Source organism: Amycolatopsis sp. NBC_00438 (assembly GCF_036026695.1).
Classification (GTDB): domain Bacteria; phylum Actinomycetota; class Actinomycetes; order Mycobacteriales; family Pseudonocardiaceae; genus Amycolatopsis.
On sequence record NZ_CP107923.1, the window covers coordinates 1135450 to 1158200 of the forward strand.

At 72.9% G+C, this 22751-nt stretch carries 23 protein-coding genes; 15 read left to right on the plus strand and 8 right to left on the minus strand.

Annotated elements, in window-relative coordinates; genetic code table 11:
* The first annotated feature begins 68 nt into the window (after positions 1-68).
* Entirely contained in the window at positions 69-422 is a 354-nt protein-coding gene (locus OG494_RS05450) for a VOC family protein (RefSeq protein ID WP_328452553.1), read from the plus strand.
* Between the two features lie 71 nt (positions 423-493).
* Here OG494_RS05450 and OG494_RS05455 read toward each other — a convergent pair whose 3' ends face one another.
* On the minus strand, positions 494-1780 hold the full coding sequence (locus tag OG494_RS05455) for an ABC transporter substrate-binding protein (RefSeq protein ID WP_442874383.1): 1287 nt from the start codon (positions 1778-1780) through the stop codon (positions 494-496).
* A gap of 129 nt (positions 1781-1909) precedes the next feature.
* Between OG494_RS05455 and OG494_RS05460 the strand changes: the two genes are divergently transcribed.
* Entirely contained in the window at positions 1910-2932 is a 1023-nt protein-coding gene (locus OG494_RS05460) for a LacI family DNA-binding transcriptional regulator (RefSeq protein ID WP_328452554.1), read from the plus strand.
* 141 nt (positions 2933-3073) lie between these two features.
* Entirely contained in the window at positions 3074-3403 is a 330-nt protein-coding gene (locus tag OG494_RS05465; protein ID WP_328458878.1) for a DUF742 domain-containing protein, read from the plus strand.
* On the opposite strand, the gene OG494_RS05470 is transcribed toward OG494_RS05465, so the two are convergent.
* Both OG494_RS05470 and OG494_RS05475 read right to left on the minus strand, forming a co-directional pair.
* Positions 3390-4223 (minus strand): alpha/beta fold hydrolase, encoded by an 834-nt coding sequence (locus OG494_RS05470; protein ID WP_328452556.1) that lies wholly within the window; start codon positions 4221-4223, stop codon positions 3390-3392. The two genes, OG494_RS05465 and OG494_RS05470, sit on opposite strands and share 14 nt — an antisense overlap.
* Before the next feature lie 64 nt (positions 4224-4287).
* Complete coding sequence (locus OG494_RS05475; protein WP_328452558.1) at positions 4288-4914, minus strand: TetR/AcrR family transcriptional regulator; 627 nt, start codon at positions 4912-4914, stop codon at positions 4288-4290.
* Between the two features lie 39 nt (positions 4915-4953).
* Here OG494_RS05475 and OG494_RS05480 point away from each other — a divergent pair, with 39 nt between their 5' ends.
* The 8 genes from OG494_RS05480 (at position 4954) to OG494_RS05515 (ending at position 14649) form a co-directional block, all read left to right on the plus strand.
* The gene (locus tag OG494_RS05480) at positions 4954-5823 is read left to right on the plus strand and encodes an SDR family NAD(P)-dependent oxidoreductase (RefSeq protein WP_328452560.1); all 870 of its coding nucleotides are present in this window, start codon (positions 4954-4956) and stop codon (positions 5821-5823) included.
* Between the two features lie 114 nt (positions 5824-5937).
* Positions 5938-7266, plus strand: coding sequence for a purine-cytosine permease family protein (locus tag OG494_RS05485; RefSeq protein WP_328452562.1), 1329 nt, complete (start codon positions 5938-5940; stop codon positions 7264-7266).
* Between the two features lie 11 nt (positions 7267-7277).
* Entirely contained in the window at positions 7278-8819 is a 1542-nt protein-coding gene (locus tag OG494_RS05490) for a hydantoinase/oxoprolinase family protein (protein WP_328452564.1), read from the plus strand.
* Positions 8819-9889 (plus strand): DUF917 domain-containing protein, encoded by a 1071-nt coding sequence (locus tag OG494_RS05495; RefSeq protein ID WP_328452566.1) that lies wholly within the window; start codon positions 8819-8821, stop codon positions 9887-9889. The genes OG494_RS05490 and OG494_RS05495 overlap by 1 nt, the downstream gene beginning before the upstream one ends.
* Entirely contained in the window at positions 9886-10980 is a 1095-nt protein-coding gene (locus OG494_RS05500) for a DUF917 domain-containing protein (RefSeq protein WP_328452568.1), read from the plus strand. Before OG494_RS05495 ends, OG494_RS05500 begins: the two co-directional genes overlap by 4 nt.
* Entirely contained in the window at positions 10977-11690 is a 714-nt protein-coding gene (locus OG494_RS05505; protein ID WP_328452570.1) for an SDR family oxidoreductase, read from the plus strand. Before OG494_RS05500 ends, OG494_RS05505 begins: the two co-directional genes overlap by 4 nt.
* A gap of 21 nt (positions 11691-11711) precedes the next feature.
* Complete coding sequence (locus tag OG494_RS05510; RefSeq protein ID WP_328452572.1) at positions 11712-12773, plus strand: DUF917 domain-containing protein; 1062 nt, start codon at positions 11712-11714, stop codon at positions 12771-12773.
* Positions 12774-13167: 394 nt separating this feature from the next.
* Positions 13168-14649: a helix-turn-helix domain-containing protein gene (locus tag OG494_RS05515; RefSeq protein WP_328452574.1), complete on the plus strand. Its 1482-nt coding sequence runs from the start codon at positions 13168-13170 to the stop codon at positions 14647-14649.
* A 30-nt stretch (positions 14650-14679) separates the two neighbouring features.
* On the opposite strand, the gene OG494_RS05520 is transcribed toward OG494_RS05515, so the two are convergent.
* Genes OG494_RS05520 through OG494_RS05530 form a run of 3 tightly spaced genes read right to left on the minus strand, consistent with a single transcriptional unit; the run spans position 14680 to position 17290 of the window.
* On the minus strand, positions 14680-16446 hold the full coding sequence (locus OG494_RS05520) for a WXG100 family type VII secretion target (RefSeq protein ID WP_328452576.1): 1767 nt from the start codon (positions 16444-16446) through the stop codon (positions 14680-14682).
* The gene (locus OG494_RS05525; RefSeq protein ID WP_328452577.1) at positions 16446-16760 is read right to left on the minus strand and encodes a hypothetical protein; all 315 of its coding nucleotides are present in this window, start codon (positions 16758-16760) and stop codon (positions 16446-16448) included. Before OG494_RS05525 ends, OG494_RS05520 begins: the two co-directional genes overlap by 1 nt.
* Positions 16757-17290 (minus strand): YbaB/EbfC family nucleoid-associated protein, encoded by a 534-nt coding sequence (locus tag OG494_RS05530; protein ID WP_328452578.1) that lies wholly within the window; start codon positions 17288-17290, stop codon positions 16757-16759. Before OG494_RS05530 ends, OG494_RS05525 begins: the two co-directional genes overlap by 4 nt.
* 190 nt (positions 17291-17480) lie before the next feature.
* Here OG494_RS05530 and OG494_RS05535 point away from each other — a divergent pair, with 190 nt between their 5' ends.
* Positions 17481-18479 (plus strand): aldo/keto reductase, encoded by a 999-nt coding sequence (locus OG494_RS05535; RefSeq protein ID WP_328452580.1) that lies wholly within the window; start codon positions 17481-17483, stop codon positions 18477-18479.
* Between the two features lie 308 nt (positions 18480-18787).
* Here OG494_RS05535 and OG494_RS05540 read toward each other — a convergent pair whose 3' ends face one another.
* Complete coding sequence (locus tag OG494_RS05540) at positions 18788-19285, minus strand: hypothetical protein (protein WP_328452582.1); 498 nt, start codon at positions 19283-19285, stop codon at positions 18788-18790.
* A gap of 101 nt (positions 19286-19386) precedes the next feature.
* Between OG494_RS05540 and OG494_RS05545 the strand changes: the two genes are divergently transcribed.
* From OG494_RS05545 to OG494_RS05555, 3 genes are all read left to right on the plus strand, one after another.
* On the plus strand, positions 19387-20076 hold the full coding sequence (locus OG494_RS05545) for a response regulator transcription factor (protein ID WP_328452583.1): 690 nt from the start codon (positions 19387-19389) through the stop codon (positions 20074-20076).
* The gene (locus OG494_RS05550) at positions 20073-21332 is read left to right on the plus strand and encodes a sensor histidine kinase (RefSeq protein ID WP_328452584.1); all 1260 of its coding nucleotides are present in this window, start codon (positions 20073-20075) and stop codon (positions 21330-21332) included. The genes OG494_RS05545 and OG494_RS05550 overlap by 4 nt, the downstream gene beginning before the upstream one ends.
* An 85-nt stretch (positions 21333-21417) precedes the next feature.
* On the plus strand, positions 21418-21873 hold the full coding sequence (locus OG494_RS05555; RefSeq protein WP_328452586.1) for a hypothetical protein: 456 nt from the start codon (positions 21418-21420) through the stop codon (positions 21871-21873).
* A gap of 122 nt (positions 21874-21995) precedes the next feature.
* Here OG494_RS05555 and OG494_RS05560 read toward each other — a convergent pair whose 3' ends face one another.
* Complete coding sequence (locus tag OG494_RS05560) at positions 21996-22541, minus strand: DUF4232 domain-containing protein (protein ID WP_328452588.1); 546 nt, start codon at positions 22539-22541, stop codon at positions 21996-21998.
* Positions 22542-22751 lie beyond the last annotated feature (210 nt).

Below are 22751 nucleotides of genomic sequence, written 5' to 3' on the forward strand. Positions count from 1 at the left end.
ATAGCCTACTGAATACTGTATACACAGACGTGCCGGTTTTGTCGGACCCCGCGGGCATGATGGCCCGCATGATCGGAACCTGGCACGGCCTCGTCCTCGACTGCCCCGACCCGGCCGCGCTCGCGGCGTTCTACCAAGAGCTGCTCGGCATGATCCGGGTGCAGGACGGCGAAGACTTCGTCGTCATCGGGGACGCGCCGGACCGGCCCGGGGTGGCGTTCGCGCGGGTGCCCGGCCTGCGCGCCCCGGCTTGGCCCGACGGGGATCCGCCGCAGCAGATGCACTTCGACGTGCGGGTGGCGGATCTCGACGTCGCCCAGGAGCAGGTGCTGGCGCTCGGGGCGACGCCGTTGAAGGGCGGCGAGCGGTTCCGGGTCTTCGCCGACCCGGCCGGGCACCCGTTCTGCCTCGTCTCGTGGTGATCGCGGTGGTGGGCGGGGAACGGGGCCAAGTTTCACCGTTCCCCACCCACGACCCCGCCCCACCAGGGTTGCTACGGGATGATGCCTCGCGACGCCAGCGCGTCCGCCAGGCGCTCGCGCAGTTCCTGCGCCGTCGCCTGGACGTCGATCTCCGCCGGGGGTGAGAGCACCTTCGAGATCACCGTCGACAGGTTCTGGTACGCCGGGGTCAGCGGGCGGACCGCCGCGTCCGTCAGGGCCGCCTGGATGTCGCCCTTCATCGGGTACTGGTCCGCCATCGTCGGGTTTTCCTTCGGGTCACCCGGTTTCGCCGCGTCGAGCGGGGCCGTGTCGCGGTAGATCGACGCCAGGCTCGGCGGGATGCCGTCGACCAGGGCCTGGTACTTCTGGCTCGACGCGTTGCGCAGGCACAGGGCCGCTTCGAACGCCTCCGGCTTGTGCTGCGAGTACGTGCTCACCGCCAGGTTGAACCCGCCGATGGTGACCCGGCTGGGCTGCCCGGCGACGACCGACGGGTACCGCGTCCACTTGAAGTGGCTCAGCTCCTGCGGCTTCTCCTTCGCGTAGGAGGCGTAGACGAACGGCCAGTTCAGTTCGGTCGCCGCCTGTCCGCGCTGGAACGCCTGGCGGATCTCGTCTTCCTTCTGGTTCGTCAGCGACGGGTCGGTGATCCCCGCGGTGGTCAGCTTCTTGAGCAGCTCGAGCGCCTTCACCGCGCCGTCGTCCATCACCACGGACTTGCCGTCGTCGGACAGGATGTGCCCGCCCGCCGACGCCACCAGCGTGTTGTAGAAAACGACCAGGCCTTCGTACTGCGCGCCGGTGAACACGACCTGGTACGGCTTCCCGGCCGCCTTCAGCTGCTGGGCCTGCTCCATCAGCTGGTCGAACGTCTTCGGTGGCGACGGCGTGATCCGGTCGTCGTACCAGAGCAGCTGCACGTTGGTGTTCTTCGTGGCGCCGTAGAGCTTTCCGTTCCACTTGGCCGTCGCCAGCGGGCCCGGCAGCACGTCCCGGGTGGCGGCCGCGGCGTCGGCGCCGGTCCACTCCTGCGCCCAGCCCGCCTCGGCGAACTCGGGCACCCAGGTGACGTCGAGGCCGAGCACGTCCAGCGAGGTGTCGCCCGCGGCGAGCCGGCGGACCATCTGCTCACGCTGGCCGTCCGCGCCGCGCGGCAGTTTGTTGTAGACGATCTTGTAGCGGCCGCCGGCTTCCTGGGTGCACTTGTCGACCACCGTCTGGAGGTGGTCTTCCGGCGAGATGTAGAGGTTGATCGTCAGGCCCGCGGCTCCGGAGCACGCGGCGAGCGCGCTGCTCGCCAGGAGTGCGGCGCCCATGACGGGAAGGATCTGGCGCATGTCGGCCTCCTTGCCGGGCAAGCCACGCTGATTGCAAGCGCTTGCAGCGATGATTATCCTTGATCAAGGTAGGTGTCAATCCGCCAACCGCGAGTGAATGCAAGCGCTTGCAACGCCTGAGGTGGGGGAATGCCGGACAAGCTCGACGACGTCGCCCGGCTCGCCGGCGTCTCGGCGGCGACCGTCTCGCGGGCGCTGCGCGGGGTGCCGGGGGTCGCCGAGGGCACGCGGACGCGGGTGCTGGCGGCCGCCGCGAAGCTCGGCTACGCGATCTCGCCCGCCGCGTCGAGCCTGGCCACGGGCCGCACCGGGACGGTCGGCGTGATCGTGCCCTACGTCGACCGCTGGTACTTCTCGCGGCTCATCTCCGGCGTCGAACGCGTGCTGCGCGAGGCCGGGATCAGCCTGCTGCTCTACAACCTGGGTGACGACGCCGGCCGCGCCCGGTTCTTCGCCGAGCTCCCGCTGCGCCGCCGTGTCGACGCGGTGCTCGTGCTGTCCCTCCCGCTCTCGGACGCCGAACGCGACCGGCTGCGGGGCCTCGACGTCCCGCTCGTCACGATCGGCACCGAAGAGCCCGGGGCGGACTCCGTCGGCATCGACGACCGGGCCGCCGCGGTGACCGCGATGCGCCACCTCGTCCAGCTGGGGCACCGGGAAATCGCGTTCATCGGCGAGGACGCGCCGGTGCCGCTCGGGTTCACGACACCGCTGCGCCGGCTGGCGGCCTACCGCGAGGTCTACCACGCGGTGTGCCGGGAGGACGGCCGCGCGCCGGAGGCCGCGTTCGAGACCGGCGGCGGCTTCACCGTCGCCGGCGGGGACCGGGCGATGGGCACTCTGCTCGGCCTGCCCCGGCGGCCGACCGCGGTGTTCGCCGCGTCGGACGAGATGGCCTTCGGCGCGCTGCGGGTGCTCCGCCGGGCCGGGCTGCGGGTGCCGGGTGACGTCTCGGTGCTCGGGTTCGACGATCACGACCTGGCCGACCTGCTCGAGCTGAGCACGGTCGCGCAGCCGGTGGCCGAGCTCGGCGAGTGTGCCGGTGAGCGGATCTTGGCGCGATTGTCCGATGGAAAAATACTGACATCTCCGGCGATCCTGCGGACAAGACTGGTCCTTCGGGGCAGTACCGCCCCGCCGTCGAGTCGTTGACCTGCTCTTTTTCGGGCGTTGCTCTGTTCGGTCGATTGCGGCCGACGCGATCACCGGGTCAAATAATCGCCGACAAGGATTAATCGCAGTGAGGAGCTGGCTGTGCAGTGGGGGTCCGTGCTCGAAGATGGCGGGGCGGGCATGGTCCGTCCGTACTTCCGCACCCATGGCCGGACACGGCCGACACGGGATCTTCCCGTCGAGACATTGGTCTCGACCACGCCGCGGGGGCGGGCCGTGGTCCGGGGGAGTTCGCGGGAGGAGTCGGAGATCTGCGCGCTGCTCCGCACGTCCCAGTCGGTCGCCGAAGTCGCCGCGCTGCGCCGGATCCCGCTGGGGGTGGCGCGGGTCCTGCTGTCGGACCTCGCCGACCGCGGCCTGGTGGCCGTGCACACCGTCCGGATGACCGCGGGCAACCGGCCGAGCCTGGACCTGATGCACCGCATCCTGCAGGGCCTCAGCGCTCTGTGAACTCCCGGATCAGCCGGGCGAATTCGGCCGGCTGGTCCAAGGGCAGCAGCGTGTAGCTGTCGGCCACCTCGACGAGTTTTCCCTGCGGCAGCAACGCGGCCAGCCGGTTTCCGTGCTCCGGCGGCATCACGCGGTCCTCGCTCGCCCAGACGACGAGCGCCGGCCGGTCGAACGCCGGCAGCCGCTCGGCCGGCTCCCGCAGGAAGCCCGGGTCGGCGCCCGCGGCGCGCAGCATGCGGACGGCGTCTCGGCGGATTCCCGCGTCGGTGAGGATCGGCCGGACCCAGCCCGCCGTGGTCGCGTCGCCGCGTTTGGTCAGCCGGCCGAACGCGATCGGCAGCCGCCGCACCGCGCGCAGGCGCATCTGCTGCATGAACAGTCCGAACAGCCGTGGCGAGAGCTTGCCGGACGCCACCACCGTCTTGCCCGTCAGGCCCGGCGGGAAGTTGTCGAACGCCTCGCACGAACCGAGCACCACGCGGCTCACCCGCGCCGCGCCGTCCGCCATCAGCAGCTGGACCAGCGCGCCGCCGGTGTCGACGCCGACCAGGGTCACGTCGCGCAGGTCCAGCCGCGCGAGGAACTCGCCCACCAGCCGGGCGATCCCGGGCAGCGACAGATCGGCGTCCTCGCGCATCGGGTGCCGGTGCGCGCCGAGTGGCAACGTCGGGACGACGCATCGGTGGTCGACGGCCAGGTCCGCGGCCACGGCGTCCCACAGCGTGCCGTTCATCAGCAGGCCGTGGACCGGGACGACGACCGGGCCCGGGCCGCCGGTGTCGGTGTACTCGACGGTGCCCGCGGACAGCTCGACCTGCATGACGGCCTCCCAGTGACGTCCCCCGAGCAGAAGTGAACCACGCGGTTCGCAACCTGTCGAGGACTCAGCGCGCCGCTTCCTCCCGCTCCACCGCGCGCAGCAGCGCCTGGAACCCGGCTTCGGCGCCCGAGCCGTCGTCGCTGGTCAGCAGGTCCACCAGGAACCCGCGCAGGGTCGCCAGGATCATCTCGGCGACTTCGAGTTTCCGCTGGTCAGGCCAGTGCGCGGGGCAGAACGACACGAGCGCCGGCAGATACTGCTGTGACGCGCCCCGGCCGAGGGCCGCGTACCGCCCCGGGTCGTACATCGCCAGGCCCATCGCCTGGTCGAGCACGCGCCGCAGCCGCGACTCCTCGTCGCGGAGGCTGTGCCACGCGGCCCGGACGCGGGTGCCGAGCGTCGCCTGCTCGACGGTGATCGCCGCCAGCGCGTTGCCGATCCGGCGATCCCGCAGCGTGACGACCGCCTGGCGGAGCAGGTCTTCGGTGCCGTCGAAGTGGTAGAGCAGCACCTTGTGCGTCGTCCCGGCCGCGCGTGCGGCCCGCCGGAGCGAGAAGTCCACGAGGCCGTTCTCGGCGACGTCGTCGGTCACCTTTTCGAGCAGCTCCCGGCGCCGCGCCTCCCCACGCGGCGAGCCGGCCGACCGGCGGTAGCCCGCCCGGGCCGGTTCGTCCCCGGTAGCGTTGTCCACGGGAGACAGCTTGGCATGCTGCCCCGGAGGGGACTTACGATGCACGTGCTGGTGACCGGGGGCAACGCGGGCATCGGGTACTTCGCCGCCGAGCAGCTCGCTTCGGCGGGCGCCGAGGTGACCATCGGCAGCCGCGACCCGGCGAAGGCCGAGGCGGCGGCCGCGTCGATCCGCTCCCACGTCTCGGGCGCGAAGATCCGCCACGTCCGGATCGACCTGGCCGACCTGGCGTCGCTCGAGCCGGTCGCGGACGCCGTCGGCGCGCTCGACGCCCTCGTCTGCAACGCCGGGGTGATGCTCGACGAGCCGCCGCGGCGCGAAACGGCCGACGGCCACGAAATGATGTTCGGCACCAACCACCTCGGCCACTTCGCCCTCGTCGCGCGGCTGCTGCCGAAACTCGCGCCGGACGGCCGGATCGTCACCACCGGCAGCTTCGCGGCGAAGTCGTCGAGCCTCGACTTCGCCGACCTCCAGAGCGAGCGCGACTACCAACCGAAGCACGCCTACGAGCGGTCCAAACTGGCCCAGATGCTGTTCGCGCTGGAGCTCGACCGGCGGTTGCGGGCCGCCGGATCGAAGCGGCTCAGCGTCGTCGCGCACCCGGGCGGCGCGCTCGACTCGCTGACGCCGTCGCGGCCGCCGGTGCACGTCCGGACCGCCGGGCAGTGGCTGCGCGGGCTGCCGGCCCGGGTGGTGCTGCAGGGCAAGGACGCGGGCGCGCGTCCCGCCGTCCGCGCGGTGCTCGGCCCGGACGTCGCCGGCGGGCAGCTGTGGGGCCCGCGGACGTTCGGCCTGCGCGGCCGTCCCCGGCTCGAACCACGCTGGGCGAACCTGACCGAAGATCCGTCCGCGGCGCGGTTGTGGGCGGAGAGTGTCACGCTGACCGGGCTGGAGCCGCTGGGCTGACCATGCGACCTGCACAGCCCTGACGCCGGGACTGTGCACATCGCACGGTGACGTCGTCACGCGGGCTGCTTACGGTGCGAGGAACCGTTTCCCAGCCCGGAGAAGGAGGTCGGCGTGGCCTCAACAGTCGGTGTCGACGACTATGCCCTGACCAGAGTGCCGGACCACGCCCGGTACTCGTGGTGGTCGGTCGCGGTCCAGCGGTTCGGCCAGGTGTCCGCCCTGTCCCAGTTCCTGCTCGGAGCCACCGTCGGCTTCGGGATGGGCTTCTGGCAGGCGGTCCTGGCCTTCACCCTCGGGTCGGTCATCCTCGAGTTCATCACCATCCTCGTCGGCGTGATCGGCGTCCGCGAGGGCCTGACGACGTCCATGATCGCCCGCTGGACCGGTTTCGGCCGCGGCGGCTCGGCGCTCATCGGTCTCGCCATCGGGATCAGCCTCATCGGCTGGTTCGGCATCCAGTCCGCGGTGTCCGCGCAGGGTCTCGTCGCGCTCATCGGCGGCCTGCCGGAGTGGGGCTGGGCGCTCGTGTTCGGCCTGCTCGTCACCGCGATCGTGGTGCGGGGCTTCCATTCCATGGCCTGGACGGCGTACGTGACCGTGCCGGCGTTCCTGATCCTGGTCGGCTGGTCGGTCGTCTCGGAACTGACCCGCCACGACCTCGGCGCGCTCGTCTCCTCGGCCCCGCCCGGGCCGTCGCTGAGCCTGTTGCAGGGCACCACTCTGGTGGCGGGCGGCTTCATCGTCGGCGCCGTCATCACCCCGGACATGACCCGCTTCAACCGCACCACGGCCGACGTCGTCAAGCAGACGCTGGTCGGCGTCACGCTCGGCGAGTACGTGATCGGCCTGTCCGGCGTGCTGCTCGCGCACGCCGTCGGCACCGCCGGGATCACCACGATCGTGACGTCGTCGGTCGGCTGGGTCGGGCTGCTGATCGTCATCGCGGGCACGATGAAGATCAACGACTGGAACCTCTACTCCTCCGGCCTCGGTGTCGTGAACTTCATCGGCACGGTGTCCGGGAAGAAAGCCCACCGCGGCGTCGTCACGGCGGTGCTCGGCCTGGCCGGCAGCGTGCTCGCCGCGGCCGGGATCCTGGCGAAGTTCACCGACTTCCTCACCGTCCTGGGGGTCGCGTTCCCGCCGATCGCCGGGATCATGGTCGCCGAGTACTTCGTGGTCAAGAAGTGGCGCGGGGACCTGGAAAGCGCCCGTGCCCGCGGCGCCGTGCCCGACGACGCGCCGCTGTGGGTGCCCGCCACGCTCGTCGTCTGGGTCGCCGCGGCGCTGTTCGGGGAGTTCGTCGAATGGGGCCTGCCGAGCATCAACTCGCTCGTCGTGGCCTTCGTCCTGTACGTCGTCGCGGGGAAGCTCGGCCTGGTGCGGGGGTTCGGCAGCAGCCGGACCGCCGAGGCCGCTCCCGCTGTCCAGACCGCTTAAGGAGAATCCTCGTGCGCATCGGCATCGACGTCGGCGGCACCAACACCGACGCTGTCCTGCTCGACGGCCGGCAGGTGCTCGCCTCGGTCAAGACCAGCACGACCGCGGACGTCACCTCGGGCATCGTCGCCGCGATCGACGGCCTGCAACGGCAACGCGCGTTCGATCCGGCGGCGGTGCGGGCGGTGATGATCGGCACCACGCACTTCATCAACGCCCTGGTCGAGGCGCACCGGCTCGCACCGACCGCGGCCGTGCGGCTCAGCCTGCCGGCCGGCGCGTCGCTGCCGCCGATGGTCGACTGGCCGCAACGGCTCGTCGACGCCGTGTCCGGGCGCAGCTACCTGGTCCACGGTGGACACGAGTTCGACGGCCGCCACATCGCGGAGCTCGACGAGAGCGAGCTGCGCAAGGCCGCCGACGACATGGGAGCGGCCGGGGTGCGTAGCGTCGCGATCACCTCGGTATTCTCCCCGGTCAACGCCGAGTTCGAGACCCGCGCGGCGGAGATCATCAGCGCGCAGCTGCCGGACGTCGCGATCTCGCTATCCCACGAGATCGGCCGGATCGGCCTGCTGGAACGGGAAAACGCGACCGTGATCAACGCGGCACTGCGGGAGCTGGCCGCGCACATCGTCGACGGCCTGGCGGCGTCGGTCACCGGCGCGGGCATCACCGCGCCGCTGTACCTGAGCCAGAACGACGGCACCCTGATGGACGTCGACTTCGCCCGCCGCTACCCGGTGGCGACCTTCGCTTCCGGGCCGACCAACTCGATGCGCGGCGCGGCCGTGCTGTCCGGTTTGGACACCTGCGCGGTGGTCGACGTCGGCGGCACGACTTCGGACGTCGGTGTCCTGCGGCAAGGCTTCCCGCGCGAGGCGACCACCGACGTCAGCGTCGCCGGGATCCGGACCAACTTCCGGATGCCGGACGTCCTGTCGATCGGCCTCGGCGGCGGCAGCCGGGTGCGCGGGAACGTCACGGTCGGGCCCGACTCCGTCGGCTACGAGCTGACGTCCAAGGCTCTCGTCTTCGGTGGCGACACGCTCACCGCGACGGACATCGCGGTCGCCGCGGGCCGGGCGGACATCGGGGACGCGTCGCTGGTCGCGCACCTCGACCGCTCGCTGGTGCGGGCCGCGCTGGAGAAGATCGCCGCCGAGGTGTCCGATGTGGTCGAACGGATGCGGACCTCCGCCGAACCGCTGCCGGTGGTGGCGGTCGGCGGCGGCTCGGTGCTGCTGCCCGACGAGCTGGCCGGGTGCGGCGAGGTGCACCGCCCGGAGAACTACGCCGTGGCCAACGCCATCGGCGCGGCCATCGCGCAGATCGGCGGCGAGGTCGACCGCGTCTACGTGATCGAACCCGGCCGCCGGGAGTCCGTTGTGGACGAAGCCAAACAGGAGGCGATCGACCGGGCGGTGGCCGCGGGCGCGTCGCCGGCCTCGGTCGGCATCGTCGACTTCGACGAGGTGCCCATCCCGTACCTGCCCGGCAACGCCACGCGCATCCGCGTCAAGGCCGTCGGCGACCTGCAGCTGGGGGCGTGATGCGCGAGATCACCGAAGCGGACCTGGCCGACATCGCGCGCGGCGCGGCGATCCTCGGCACCGGCGGCGGGGGAGACCCGTACATCGGCCGGTTGCTGGCCACCGCGGCCGTCCGGGCGGACGGCCCGGTGCCGCTCGTTCCCCTGGCCGACCTGGACGACGATGCCGTCGTGCTGCCCGTGGCGATGATGGGCGCGCCGACGGTCATGGTGGAGAAGCTGCCCTCGGCCGAACAGGTGGGTCTTGCCGCGCGGACGCTCGCCGGGTACCTCGGCAAGGAGCTGACGCACATCGCGTGCGCCGAGGCGGGCGGCGTCAACTCGCTGATCCCGGTCGTCGCGGCCGCGCAGCTGGGCCTGCCCCTGGTCGACGCCGACGGCATGGGCCGCGCGTTCCCGGAACTGCAAATGGTTTTGCCGACATTGTACGGAATCCGCGCGACCCCGATGTCCATCGCGGACGAAAAGGGCAACCGCGGGGTACTGGACACAGTGGACAACCACTGGGCCGAGCGGCTGGCCCGGTCGGCGACCATCGACATGGGCTGTTCGGCGATGATCAGCAACTACGCGATGTCCGGCGCGCAGGCCCGCGAGGCCCTCGTGCCCGGGACGTTGAGCCTGTGCGCCGAGCTGGGCGCGTTGGTGCGTGCGGCACGCGCTGCGCACGAAGACCCCGTCGCGCGGGTCGTCGACCGGCTCGGCGGCCGGCGGCTGTTCAGCGGCAAGGTCGTCGACGTGGCCCGCCGGACGGTCACCGGCTTCGCCCGCGGCGAGGCCCGGCTGTCCGGAATGGACGGCGACACGGGCGCGGAACTGGTGCTGCGGTTCCAGAACGAGCACCTGGTCGCCGAACGCGACGGCGTCGTCGAGGCGTCCGTGCCGGACCTGATCTGCACGCTGGAACGCGAGTCCGGCGAGGCCGTGACCACCGAAGGCCTGCGGTACGGCCAGCGCGTCACGGTCATCGCCGCGCCCGCCGACCCGCGCTGGCACACCCCGGAGGGTCTCGCGCTGGCCGGGCCGCGGTACTTCGGCTACGACATCGACCCGATCGGGGTGGCCGGATGAGCTGGACCCTGACCGAGGACGACCTGCCCGACCTCGCCCGCGGCGCCGCCGTGCTCGGCACCGGCGGGGGCGGCGACCCGTACGTCGGGCAGCTGCTCGTGCGCGAGGCGATCCGCGCGCACGGGCCGGTCACCGTCCTCGACCCGGCCGAAGTGGCCGACGACGCCCTGGTCATCCCGACCGCGCAGATGGGCGCGCCGACCGTGGTGCACGAGAAGCTGCCCAGCGGAGCCGAGCCGGTGCTGGCGTTGCGGACCCTCGAGAAGCACCTCGGCCGGCGCGCCGACGCCACCATGCCGATCGAGTGCGGCGGGATCAACTCGATGATCCCGCTGCTCGTCGGCGCGCGGCTCGGGCTGCCCGTGGTCGACGCCGACGGCATGGGCCGCGCATTTCCCGAGCTGCAGATGGAGACGTTCGGCGTGTACGGCGTCCCGGGCTCGCCGATGGCCATCGGCGGCGAGCGCGGCGAGACGGCGGTGATCGACACCGGCCCCGACAACCGGCGGATGGAGTGGCTGGCACGCGGCGTCACCGTCCGGCTCGGCGGCGTCGCGCACATCGCCGAGTACGCGATGAGCGGCGCCGACGTGAAGCGGACGGCCGTACCGCAAACGCTTTCGCTGGCGCTGACCGTGGGCCGGACCATCCGGGAGGCCCGGTCGCGCACCGAGGATCCGGTGTCCCGGCTGGCCACGGCGCTGGCCGAGACGCCGTACCAGCACCTGCGGGTGCTGTTCCGCGGCAAGGTGTCCGATGTGGAGCGCCGGACCGAGGAAGGGTTCGCCCGGGGACGCGCGGCGGCGGTGTCGTTCGACGGCGCGCACAAGCTGGAGATCCTGTTCCAGAACGAGAACCTCCTGGCCACTGTGGACGGCGAGGTGCGCTGCCTGGTGCCGGACCTGATCTGCGTGCTGGAGGCGTCGACGGCCGAGCCGATCACCACCGAGACCCTGCGGTACGGCCAGCGCGTCACGGTCGTCGGCATCTCGACCCCGCCGCTGATGCGCACGCCCGAGGCCCTGGACACGTTCGGCCCGGCCGCCTTCGGGCTGCCGCACCCTTTCACCCCCGTCGAGGAGATCGCGTGAGCACGCTGGAAGACCGGACCGTCGTGATCATCGGCGGCGGCTCGGGCATCGGCCTCGAGGTCGCCCGGCGAGCGGCTCTTGGTGGGGCCAAGGTGCACCTCGGCGGCCGCACGCCGGCGAAACTGGCCGACGCGGCCTCGGCGATCGGGGCCACCTGGCAGGCCGTCGACAGCACCGACCAGGACTCCCTGGCCGCGTTCTTCGGCGCGCTCGACCGCGTCGACCACCTGTTCACGCCCGGGGCGTCCTATGTGGTCGGACCGATGCGCGAGCTGAGCGACGCGGACGCGGCGAGTCCGTTCGAGACGAAGTTCTGGGGCCAGTACCACGCCGTGAAGCACGCGGCGCCTCGGCTGGCCCCCGACGGGTCGATCGTGCTGATGTCCGGCGCGGCGAGCGTCCGGCCACCGGGTGCGGCGCCCGCGTACGTCGCCTGCAACGCGGCGATCGAAGGCCTCGGGCGCGGGCTCGCGGTGGAGCTGGCGCCGGTCCAGGTGAACGTCGTCGCCCCGGGCACGATCGACGGCAACCTCTGGGCCGGGCGGCCGGCGGCGGTGCGGGAGGCGAGCTTCACGCAGTACTCGCGCGACACGCTGCTGCACCGCGTCGGGCGCGAGTCCGAAGTGGCCGACGCGGTGCTGTACCTGTTCGGCAACAGCTACACGACCGGGTCGACGTTGTATCCCGACGGTGGCTACGCGTTGCGCTGAGGGCGGCTAATGTGGTCGTCCATGCGCATCACGGCCGGTGACGTGCCCGCCCTCGAACGCGGCGCCGCCCTGCTCGGGTCCGGCGGTGGCGGCGACACCGCCACCGCCGCCGTGCTGCTGCGGCGGCAGCTCGAACGCGGGCACGAGCCGCTCGTGCGGCCGGTGGCTTCGCTGCCACCCGCGGCCCGCGTGGTCCCGGTCGGCGTGGTCGGCGCGACGGCGGCGTTCACCGAGAAACTGCCGGGCGGCGACGAGTTCGCGGCCGCGGTGGCGGCGGTCGAACGCTGGACCGGCGAGCGCGCCGACGCGGTGATGTCTATCGAGATCGGCGGCCTCAACGGCTTGATGCCGCTGGTGGTGGCGCTCGAACTCGGCCGGGCGTACGTGGACGCCGACCTGTCCGGCCGCGGCCTGCCCCGCCTCGACCAGCTGGCGGTCGCCGCCACCGGCCGCGGCATCGCCCCGGCCGCGCTGGCCGAACCGGGCGGCCAGGTGATGCTGCTGGCGACCGGCTCGGACGCGATGGTCGAACGCGGCGCCCGGGCGTTCGTCGCCAGCTCGGGTGGCTGGGCGGCGTTCGCATTGGCGCCCATCCCGGCCGGCGAGCTGGCCGCGTGCTCGGTGCCGGGCACGACGAGCGCGGCGCTGGCCCTCGGCTGCCGCGTCCTCGCCCTGGGCGAGAGCCCGGCGCGTGACCGGCTGGAAACGGCCCTCGAGGGCTCGGTCCTGGCCCGCGGCCGGGTCCTGGAAGTGGCCCGGCACGTCGGCCGGAGCAGCCCCGGGTTCGGCCGCGGCAGCCTCACCCTGGCCGACCACGCCGACGGTTCGCTGCTGCGGCTGGAGATGGAGAACGAGTACTTGCTCGCCCTGCGCGACGGCGCCCCGGTGGCGTCCACACCGGACGTCCTTTCGGTACTGGACCACCGAACAGGAGTCCCGGTGACGTGCGACGCCATCCGCGCAGGCGTGGAGGTCGACGTGGTGAGGCTGGCAGCGGCACCCTTCTGGACCGACCCGCGGCGGTTGCCGGTGCTGCACCCGCGGGCGTACGGCATCGACTGCGACCCGGTAGGTGTCGGGTGAGCGCGCGGCGGGTGGTGGGCGCTGCGGGGCTGGGGCGGGTTGCCGGTGGTGCTTCCGCGGGCGTGGGGGATCGACTGCGACCCGGTGGGTGTCGGGTGAGCTCGCGGTGGGCGGTGGTGTCGCCGAGTAGCGCCGGCCCGCGGCGGTTGCCGAGGTTGCCGTTGTGCGAGTGCGGGACGGGTTGTGTTGTGGTGAGTCGTTGGCGGGCGTCGGCGTCGGCGAGCTGTACTGCTCCGTGGCGGTCGCAGCCGTGCGGGTGCGGGATCGATGGCGATCCGGTGAGCCTGCGGCGGCTGCCCGGGGCGCCCGCTCGGGCGGAGGAAGTGCGGCCTCCGGTGGTCGCAGCCGACCGGCGGCGGGCGCGGGTGTGCCGCGTCGCCGCGGTGGGTGCTCGATGAGCTTGCGGCGGGTGCTCGCGTCACCCGGCTGGGCGGAGCACGTGCGGCTGGTGGCCGGCGCCGCGGGCCTCGACCGTCCACTCGCGACGGTTCAGGCCACTTTGGACGCGTCCCACGATCCGGTGCCGGACGAGCTGGTCGTCGTCGTGCGGCCGGTCGCCGGGACCGACTGGCAGATCGATGCCCTGCTCCGGCGCTGCGCCGACGCCGGGGCGACCGGTGTGCTGTTGCCCGGCGTCGAGCCGCTCGCCGCGTCGCGGTTGCTGGCCGACCGGCTGGCCGTGCCGCTGCTGAACACCGATGCGTCGCCGTTGGATCTCGTCGTGGAGGCGCGGTTGCTGCTCGCGGCGCCGGAACTGGCGCGGGCGGACCTCGTCCTGGCCACGCACCGCGCCCTCGGCGATCGGCCGCGCCCGCCCGAGGAGGTCGTCGCGGTGCTGCGTCGGCTACTGCGCTCGCCGGTCGCGGTGCTCGACGACCGCGGCGCGCCCCTGGCCGGGGAACTCGCCGAAGCCGGGCGGATCCGGCTCGGCGAACCGGTGCCGCAGCGGATCGCGCTCGACGACGGCGTGCTCCTCGCGCACCCCGCGCTGGCCGTGTGGCTGGCCGTCGAGCTCCGCGGCACCGAGGCCGCCCGCGCGGACGTCGTCCCGCCCGCCCTCGCCGTCGCGGCCGGGGCGGTGCAGCGCTGGCTGCTCGCCAACCGCCTGGAGCTCGAACGCGACGCGCGCTCGCGCACGGCGTTGCTCGGCGACCTGCTGCGCCTCGACACGGAACCGGGCGCGGACCTGCGCCGTCGCGTCGCCGACGCGGGCTGGCGCCTCGGCGGCTGGCACGTCGGGCTGCACATCGGCGTCTCCGCGTCGGTCGACACCGTCGCGCGCACCCAGGAGGTCGTGCGGGCGCTGCGCGCGGAGGACGTCGACGCGGTGGTGGTCGAGCACGGCGACGGCTGGACCGGCTGGGTCACCTTCGACCAGGAGCCGACGGCCGAGCGGGTGCGCTCGCTGGCGAGCCGGCTGCAGGCCGCGCACCGGGCTCTGCGGCTGGGCGCGCACATGGGCGTGGGCCGGCCGCACCCGCGTCCGGACGGCCTGGCCGCGACGGTCGCCGAGGCGAGCGACGCCGCCCGCCTCGCCGCGACCCGCCCCGAGACGGGGCACTTCCTGCACGTCGACCAGCTGGGCATGGCGCAGCTGCTGCTGGAGTGGACCCGCACCGACACGTTCGAACCCGCGGCCCGCGCGCTGGTCGCGCCCTTGTGGGAGGCGCCAGGGGACCTGGTGCGGACGTTGGCGTCCTATTTGGACGCGGAGTCGTCCATCGCGGAGACGGCGACCGTGCTCGGCGTGCACCGCAACACGGTGGCGGCGCGGATCGCGCGGATCGAGCAGCTGCTCGGGGTGGACCTGTCCCGCCCGGACGAGCGGCTGGCGCTGCACCTGGCCTCGCGCGCGGTGATCCTGTCCGACCCGTGACCGGCGGCGTGCGCCGGTCACGGGCGTGGACTAGTTGTCGTCGTCGCCGCCGGTGACGTTGCCGATGCTGGCCGGCACGCCCTTGATCAGGTCGACGACGGTCTTGCCGGCCAGGCCGGACTTGCCGAACCACGGGTCGGTCATGACCTTGACGGCCGACTCGAACTTCTCGGCGCCTTCCTTGCCGAAGACCTTGCCGAGCTCGTGCACGGAGAAGTTGCTGATCTTGTCGAACTTCTGCATGATCTCCGGCGTCACACCGTCCATCTTGGACAGTTTGTCCCTGATGACGTTGGTCATCTGGTCGGTGAACGGCTTGTGCGGGGCCGGCGCCGGTGGGGCCGCCGGGTCGGGCGTGGCCGACGACGGCGCCGGGTCCGGCTTGGGTGGCGCGGGATCCGGCTTGGGCGGCGCCGGGTCCGGGGTCGTCGACGACGAGGACGGTGCCGGGTCGGGCTTGGGCGGTGCCGGCGTCGGGGCCGGGTCGGGGGTGGCCGACGAGGACGACGGTGCCGGGTCCGGCTTCGGCGCCGCGGGTTCGGGCTTCGGCGTTGCCGGAGTCGGCGTCGGCGTCGGGTCCGGGGTCGCCGAAGAGGGCGTGGTGTCCGGCTTCGGGGTCGGCGGCGCGGGTTCGGGCTTCGGTGTCGCCGGGGTCGGTGTGGGCGTCGGGTCCGGGGTCGCCGAGGACGGCGTGGTGTCCGGCTTGGGTGTGGCCGGGTCCGGGGTCGACGGTGCCGGGTCGGGCTTCGGTGTCGCCGGCACCGGGTCCGGAGTGGCCGAAGACGGGGTGGTGTCCGGCTTCGGTTCGGGCTTCGGCGGGGTCGGAGCCGGGTCGGGGGTGGTCGAAGAGGACGACGGCGCCGGGTCCGGCTTCGGCGCCGCGGGGTCGGGTTTGGGTGTCGCCGGCGGGGGCGTCGCGGTGCTGTCGCCCGGCTTCGGCGGTGCCGGCGTCGCGTCCGGCTTCGGCAACGGCGTGGCGGGCGGCTTCGGGGTGGGCGTCGGCGTCAGGCTGCTGGCCGGGGGCTTCGCCCCGGCCAGCTCGTCGCCCGCCTTGCCCATCTTCGCCAGCGACGCCACCAGGTCGCCCAGCTTCTTGGCCAGCTGGATGAGCTTCGTGCCGATCTTGCCCAGGGCCGTGGCCACCGTGCCGATCGTCGTGCCGACGAAGATCGCGATCGACGCACCGAACGTCACCGGGGCCAGCGCCGCGGCGATCAGGGCGCCCTTGATGATCGTCGCCAGGAGCATCGCGATCAGGTCGCGGAAGATACCGCGGAACGCGCCGACGATGCCGCCGGCGATCTTCATGTTCTTGCCGGCCTGGTCCAGGTACCAGCCGAGCGAGCTCAGCTGCTCGGTGACCGCGTCCATGTCCTTCTTGAACGCGTCGGCCGCCTTGCCGGACCAGTCCTTCATCAGCGTGTCGAGCGCTTGCTGGTGGCCCGTGGACCACTCTTCGAGCTTCTTCTTCTCGGCCGTGAGCGCCTCACTGGCCGCCGCGATGCCGATCGGGTCGCCCATCAGGATGTCCAGCGGCCACCGCAGGATCGTGATGTGCTCGATGAGCCAGCCGATCCCGGCGGTCAGCAGGCTGCCGATCGGGTCCAGCACGAGACCGATGGTCTCCAGCGCCATGCCCGCCGAACCGATGCCGATCGCGACCTTGTCGTTCTCCTTGACGGCCTTGTCCAGGCCCACCGCCGCCTCGAAGAACCCGGCCCCGGCCGACGCGTTGTCGCTGTTGAACAGTTCGCCGCCGTGGAGGCTGACGTCCTTGCTCTTGTAGTCGTCGGCCATTATTCGAACCTCACGATCGAATCGACGGCGTCCTGCTCACCGGACTTGTACCGCTTCGCGGCCTCGGTGACCTTGTCCGCGAACTCGCCGATGGTCTTCGCGTAGTCCCCGAACTGGTGGTGCGCCTTGTCGGTCCACGTGCTCGCGCCCGCGGCCATCAGCTGGCACGCCGGGTTGATGCCGAACATGCCGGGGTCGCAGGTCATGCCGCCGACCAGGTCGGCCGTGCTCTTCAAGTTGCTCTCGAGTTCGTCGAGGTGCTGGCCGAACTTCGCCAGCGGCTCGGAATCGACCCGGAAACCGCCGCCGCTCACCAGGGGTTCGATTCGTCGTCGAAGGTGTCGTCGGCCGAGGGACGGCGACGCGGGGCCGGCCCGGCAGGCGGCGGCGCGGACGGCCGCGGCGGTGGCGGCGGGGGTGGGGTCGCGGCGGGCGGCGGGGTCCGCTCGGGCTCGGCGTTCTCCGGCGCCGCGAAGTCCCCGTCCGGCGGCGGGTCCGGCGGCAGGAACGACCGGACCATGTCGGTCGATTCGCTGTCCCCGTTGATGGTCGCGAAGGAATCGGCGACGCTGCGGGCGGTCTGGCGCTGCGCGTCGCGGACCGCGCCCATGATCGCCGCGGTCAGCCGGGCCGGGCCCATCTCGCACGCCCGGAAGCCGAGTTCGAGGTTGGTGAGGGCGCCGTTGGGGGCGAGGGTCACGGTGACGGCTCCGTCGCGGGTCCGCACGGTGGCCCCGGCGGTCGAAAGCGCTTCGCTCAGCGCGGCCGCCTTCGCCTGCATGTCCCGGACCTGCCGGTCCAGCAGGAGTTGGAAGTCTTCACCTGGCCCCAGGTTCGGTTGCACGAATTCGACTCCTCGCCATCCGGGGAGGCCGTCTACCAGCGACGACCGAGATTCGGGCAGATTAGCGCACACCGGACGTTCACCAGCCGATCGCCGGGGGTATGCCTGCTTTTCTCCTCGTTCTTGCCCGGTTGTGCATCACCCGATCGGGGTTGACCCGGAGCGCGGTCCGGGTTGCACGATCGACGGCATGACCGAACTCGACCACTACCGGCCCCTGGGCCGCTCCGGCCTGCGGGTCTCGCCGCTGGCCCTGGGCGCGATGACTTTCGGTACCGGCTCCCACTGCGCCGACGACGACACCGCCCGCAAGATCTTCCGCACCTACGTCGACGGCGGCGGCAACTTCGTCGACACGGCGGACAACTACGGCGACAGCCGCAGCGAAGTGCTCGTCGGCGAGTTCCTGCGGGACGCCGACCGCGACGACATCGTGCTCGCCACCAAGTACTCCGGGCCCAAGTTCGGTGAGGGCGGCCCGGTGTCGGACCCCCGGCGCCGCAGCAACGGGCGCAAGAACATGGTCGCCTCGCTCGAGGCGTCGCTGCGCCGGCTCGGCGTCGACCACGTCGACCTGTACTGGCTGCACGTCTGGGACGGCTCCACCCCGGCCGAAGAGGTGATGGCCGCGTTCGACGAGCTGGTGCGGGCCGGGAAGATCCGCGCCGTCGGGCTCAGCGACGTCCCGGCGTGGTACGCGACGAAGGCGGCCATGCTCGGCGGCCCGCCGGTGACGGCGCTGCAGCTGGCCTACTCCCTGGTCGAGCGGTCGATCGAGGCCGAATACGTGCCACTGGCCCAGGAATTCGGCATCGCGATCCAGCCGTGGGGCGCGATCGGCGGCGGCTTCCTCAGCGGCAAGTACACCCGCGACGGCACGGGCACCGGCCGCCTCACGGGAACGGACGTGCCCGAGACGCGGTGGCCGATCCTCGATGCGGTTCGCGAGATCGCCGCCGAGGCAGGCGCGACGCCGGCACAGGTCGCCCTGCACTGGGTGACGCGCCGGCCCGCGACGTCGGCCCCGCTGATCGGCGCCCGGTCACCGGAGCAGCTGACCGAGAGCCTCGGCGCGCTCGCCCTCGACCTGACGGAGGCCCAGCTGGACCGGCTGACGGAGGTCAGCACCGTGCCACTGCCGTTCCCGCACGGCGTCCTGGCGCAGCTCAACGCCGGCCTGCCACGCTAGCCCGCCCGTCGGCGGTCGGCCCTCCGTCGCGGTGCCGGCTGAAGACGGTCACGCGCGGGGCCGACTCGGCGACGGGAACGGCCAACACGGCGATGGAATGGCCGACGCGTGTCGATCGTCGACTCCGGGACCGAACCGGTCAACGCACGTGGAGAGCGCCCGCCCGGCGAGCGGCCTGCCACGGGAGTCCGGCCGGAACGCCGGCCCCGGGGCGTGGGTGTTCGGTCAGGTGCCGATCCGGCCGGACATCCGCTGCCGGCCACGACAGCGCGCCCACCGCAACCCAGGCCAACGTGCCAGCCACTGCGCTAGCCGTTTCCGCGACCTCCGTGGTGGTCGTCGGCGACCGTCGCCGCGTGCGGCTCGTCGCCGGTGCACGTCACGACCACGACGTTCTCGGTACCGCCGTTCTTGAACTTGATCGACGCCGAGGCGGCCGGGCCGCGGGAGACGTCGTCGGTGCGGTAGCCCGGGTCCGGGCTCCACGACCGCAGCGTCACCTGCCCGCCCGCGCACTCGGCGACGATGCTGCCGCCGGGGACGGTCAGGCCGCGCGGCGCCGGGGTGCTCGGCGACGCGGCGCTCGAAGACGTGGTGCTCGAAGACGCAGCGGTGGCCGGCGCCGAAGTGGTGACCGGCGCCGGCGCGGCCGCGAGCGCGCGGGTGACGTCGTCCTGGGACAGTGGCTGGTTCTGCGGGCCGAGGATGCCCGCGCCGACCACGTCCAGGGCGAAGGTGGCGACCGCGGCCGTGGCGCCGGCGGCGACCAGCCACCCCACCACGATCAGCAGCACCCGTCGTCTCATGCGGACCACTGTGCCACCCGAAAGGTTAAGGCGCGCCTAAGGCGTCCCTAGGGTTCGCCGGGATCGGCTCCGCGCGGCCGAGCCGGTATACGGTCCTGGTCATGGCCACGGTGTTGATCGTCGAGGACGACCCGACCATCCGCACAGCGGTGCTCCGCGCGTTGACCGACCGCGGGCACACCGTCACGTCCGCCGCGACCGCGATGTCCGGGCTGCAGGCGGCGGTGACCGACCGTCCCGACGTCGTCCTGCTCGACCTCGGGCTGCCCGACCTCGACGGCCGCGAGGTGCTGCGCATGGTGCGGGCGGTCAGCGCGGTGCCGATCATCGTCGTCACCGCCCGCGGCGCGGAGGACGAGATCGTCCGGCTGCTCGACGCCGGCGCCGACGACTACGTCGTGAAGCCGTTCGGCGGCGCGCAGCTCGACGCCCGGATCCGCGCGGTGCTGCGGCGGAGCGAAGCCGAGGAGACGACGGCCCCGGTCGTCGTCGGCGGGATCTCGGTCGACGCGCGGACGCGGGAGGCGTCACTCGACGGTGTACCGCTCGACCTCACGCCGCGTGAGTTCGACCTGCTGCACTACCTCGCCGCGCGCGCCGGGACGGTGGTGAGCAAGCGCGAACTGCTCGCGGACGTCTGGAAGCTGCCGTACGCGGGCGCGGACAAGACCGTGGACGTGCACCTGTCGTGGCTGCGGCGCAAGCTCGGCGAAACCGCGCAGGAGCCGCGGTACCTCTACACCGTGCGCCGGGTCGGCGTCCGGCTCGCCGAACCGGGGGCGGGGTCGTGAGGAAACGGCTCGCGCTGCTGGTGGCCGTCGCGATGAGCCTGGTGCTCGTCGCTTTCCTGGTGCCCCTGGCGATCCTGCTGCAGTCGGTCACCGCGGACCGCGCGGTCACCGCCGCCACGGCGAAGGCGCAGTCGCTCACCTCGCTGGTGGCGACGGCCGACGCGCGCACGCTGCAGCCGGCGATCGACCAGCTCAACACGACGGCGGGCCACCCGGTGACGGTGTTCCTGCCCGACGGCACGGTGCTCGGCGCGCCCGCCGCGCGCACGCCCGGTGTCCAGCTGGCCGCCGTGCAGGGCAGCCTGACGGTCGAAGACGCGGACGGGCGGGAGATCCTGGTCGCCGTCCAAGGCCTGCCGCAGGGGACGGCGGTGGTGCGGGCCTACGTCGACCGGGCGGAACTGACCCGCGGGCTGGGATCGGCGTGGCTGGTGCTGGCCGGCCTGGGGGTGGTGCTGCTGGCGCTCGGGGTGTTCGTCGCCGATCGGCTGGCCCGCGCGGTCGTGCGGCCGGTGCACGAGCTCGCCGAGGTGTCCCGCCGGCTCGCCGCCGGCGACCTCGACGCGCGGGCGCACACCAGCGGGCCCGCGGAGGTGCGGTCGGTGACCCTGGCCTTGAACTCGCTCGCCGCCCGGATCCGGGAGCTGGTCCGGCAGGAACGGGAGGCCGTGGCCGACATCTCGCACCGCCTGCGGACCCCGCTGACCGTGCTGCGGCTGGACGCCGAGTCCCTGCGCGACCCCGACGAGGCCGAGCGGATCACCGGCCACGCGGAGAGCCTGGAACGCCAGGTCACGGTGCTCATCGAGCAGGCACGCCACCGCGACTCGGCACCGGGTTCGTGCGACGCGGCGGAGGTCGTCGTCGAGCGGGTGACGTTCTGGTCGGTGCTGGCCCAGGACCAGGACCGCGAGGTGCACCTGGATCTCGACCCGGGGCCGCTGCCGGTCGCGGTCGGCGCGACGGAACTCGCCGCGTGCCTGGACGCGTTGCTGGGCAACATCTTCGCGCACACGCCCGAAGGAACGACGTACGCGATCCGGCTCCACCCGGCGGGGGACGGCGTGCGGCTGGTGATCGAGGACCAGGGCCCGGGCTTCGCGGAGATCCCGGTCCGCGGCGCGAGCGGCGCCGGATCCACCGGACTGGGGCTGGACATCGCCCGCCAGACGGCCCGGTCCTCGGGCGGCCGGCTCTCCGTGTCGTCGGCGCAGCCGCACGGCGCGGTGATCTTGATCGAGCTCGGTCGTCCTTAGGAGTTCTTTAAGCTGCCGGAAGCGCGCCGCTATCACCGGTCGCGGGATGCTCGGTTTCGTTGTCGGAGAACGAAAAGGAGCAGCGATGCGCAAGGTACTGGTGTTCGCGGTAGCGGGAGCGGCCCTCACGATCGGCGGGACGACGGCGGCACTGGCGTCGTCGTCGCACCCGGGCACGGACGACGGCGTCCGGCCGTCCACCGTCTCGACAAGCTCGGGAACGTCCACGCACAGCACGGTTTCGGCGACGTCCACGGTCCCGGAGGCGTCGATGTCTTCGCCGGCGTCGAGCGCGACGTCCGTCCCGAGCGCGTACCCGTCGGCGGACCGGCACGGCGGCCGCACGACCGAGCCCGGCGACGACCACGGCCGGTCCACTGTGGAGCCGGGTGATGACCACGGCCGGGGTGTGGAGCCCGGGGACGACCACGGCGGCCGGGGCGCCGAGCCGGGTGATGACCACGGCGGCCGGGGCGCGGAGCCGGGCGACGACCACGGTGGTCACCACGAGCCGGGCGACGACCACGGCGGCCGCCGGTAACTCCGGGAAAGCCGTGAGGGGCACCTTCATGGCGCCAAGAGCCATGAAGGTGCCCCTCGTGACACGTGCTGCCGCGCGGTCCGCAGCGTTCCGACGTCTGCGGCCCGGCCGCGCACGTGGGGTCAGGCCGTGGGCTCGCCCGCGGTCACCGGGCCGACGGTCAGGTCGTGCGCCTCGGCGGAGTCGTCCACCGCGCCCTGGTTCCAGAGCAGGGTGATCGCCGGGTCGGAGGTGTCGCCGCGCGGAGTGGTCGTCGCCGGCGCGGTCACCGTGACGCCGGTGGGCGACACCTGGTTCTCCGGGGCCTCGATGCCCGTCCAGTGCAGCAGCATCGAGGCGGGCGCGCCGTCGGCGACGGTGACCGGCGGGGCGTCCGCGGCGGCCGGGTCGGCGGTCACGGTGACGCCGTCGGCGCCGGTGAGGCTGACCGGGAGCGCGCCCGGGAGGGTGCAGGTCTCGCCCGGCTTGGCGGTGAAGACCACCGAGGCGTAGCGCTGGCCCGCGCCGGGGTCGCCGGCGACCAGCGTCGTGTCGACCTGACCCGAAGTGCAGTTGAAGTCGGTCGGCATCGCGGAGGCGGCCCCCGCTCCGACGACGACAGCGGACGCGGCGGCGCCGGTCACGGCGAGAACGGTCACGGTGCGGCGGATGCTCGGACGAGTGGTCATGAGCTGTACCCCTTCCGGTGTCGGGCGGCTCCGGTGAGTCGTTCACCGAACTCCGCGCTCACTGGGAAAGATGCCCACGACCCGTCCGGGTTAGCTCCGAAGTGGGGTTGCCCGCAGAAAAGCAACCCTGGGTGATCTTGAACGTCTTGACGGAGGTCACCTCGCGCGCGACTGCGCCGGTTGCGGCCGGTCGCGGCCGGCTCCGGGCGC